The organism is Gordonia sp. DT30 (assembly GCF_049844915.1).
Taxonomy (GTDB): Bacteria; Actinomycetota; Actinomycetes; order Mycobacteriales; family Mycobacteriaceae; genus Gordonia.
Map to the genome: position 1 here is coordinate 1 of NZ_JBNCLY010000053.1, position 1,644 is coordinate 1,644.

Consider the following 1,644-nt stretch of genomic DNA (forward strand, 5'->3'; position numbering starts at 1 on the left):
TCACGCGCCAACACCGCCACCCGAGCACCGAACTCCGCATACGACACCACCCGACCCGCACACCACAACGCAGGCGCACCAGGCGACCGAACCACCTGCGCCGCAACAGCATCAGCGACCGTGTCGGTGATGGGCGCAGCGATCGGTCCGGTCCCGGCATCCAGGACGGCGGCCGTCTCGGCAGGCGAGATCAGCGGCGCGTCTCCGACGGCGGTGTCCGGCGCCGCGGTGAGTCCGTCCAACAATGCGATGAAACGATCTGCGAAGGCCGAGATGGTCGCGTCGTCGAACAGGTCGGTGGCATAGACGATCGAGCACTGCCAGTCGCCGTCGTGCGGTGCGGTCGTCACCGTGACGGCGAGGTCGAGTTGCGCGGAAACGCTCGGAACCGCGACCGGCGCCACCTCCAGCGAGTCGACGCGCACCGTCTGGTCTGCGGTCATACCCGACTCCGTCGAGAGCATGACCTGAGCCAGCGGCGCGAAGGCCTCGGAGCGCACCGGGTCCAGCGCGTCGACGATGGTCTCGAACGGGACGTCCGCATGGGTGAATGCGTCGAGGTCGGCCACTCGCACCTGGTCGAGGAGATCGGCGAACGACTCACCGAGATCGACGTCGGAGCGCAGGACGAGGGTGTTGACGAACATCCCGACGAGCGGGTCGAGTACGGCCCGCCCACGGCCGGAAACCGGTGTCGCGACGGCGATATCGGTACCTCCGGACAGTCGCGCGAGCAGCACCGCGAGTGCGGCGTGGACGACCATGAACGCCGTGACGCCACGATCGGCGGCCGTCGCGGCTATTCGCGCCGCGACGTGAGAGGGGATGGCCATCTGCATGCGGGCACCGCGATGTGAGGCGACGGCCGGACGCGGCCGATCTGCCGGCAGATCGATGACGTCGGGAAGGCCGCTCAGTTCGGCAACCCAGTGCGTCAACTGTCGCCCCACCACCGATTCCGGGTCGGCGGGATCACCGAGGACCTCGTGCTGCCATATCGCGTAATCGGCGAATTGCACTGCCAGCGGGGCGAAGTCCGGTGTCTCACCCGCCGCGCGGGCAAGGTAGGCGGTCACCAGATCGGCCACGAGCGGGCGCATCGACTCGCCGTCTGCGGCGATGTGATGGGCGACGAGCGCCACGATGTGTTCGTCGGGGCCCACCGGCGACACGCGCACCCTCAGCGGCCAGGATTCGGTGACGTCGAACCCGGTGGTCACCGCCTCGGAGAGCTCTTGTGAGTCGGCGACGACGGCCCAATCGAGCTCCGCAGCCACCCGGTGGGCGGGGTGTATCACCTGTACCGGTGTCCCGTCGACGGCGGGGAATGTCGTGCGCAGTACCTCGTGGCGGGCGACGACGTCCTCGACTGCGCGACGCAGGGCGACGAGGTCCAGTGTCCCGCTCAGCCGGAGAAACGCGGGGATGTTGTAGGTTGCGCTGCCCGGCTCGAACCGATTGATGAACCACATCCGGGACTGCGCGAACGACAGCGGGATCTCTGCCGGCCGTCGCGACACGGCCTCGATCGGTGTCAGGCCGTGGTCCCGCGTGGTCACGAGGTCGACGAGTTCTTCGACGGTGGGTGCATCGAACACATCCCGCACCGACACCGACACCCCGAACACATCAGCCACCCGAGCC

The 1,644-nt window shown here is 68.4% G+C and carries 1 protein-coding gene; it reads right to left on the reverse strand.

Annotation, left to right across the window (positions count from 1 at the left end; all coding sequences use genetic code 11):
* Window positions 1-1,644: condensation domain-containing protein (locus ACLQ3C_RS21375; RefSeq protein ID WP_425707100.1), on the reverse strand; the 1,644-nt coding region annotated here is incomplete at both ends.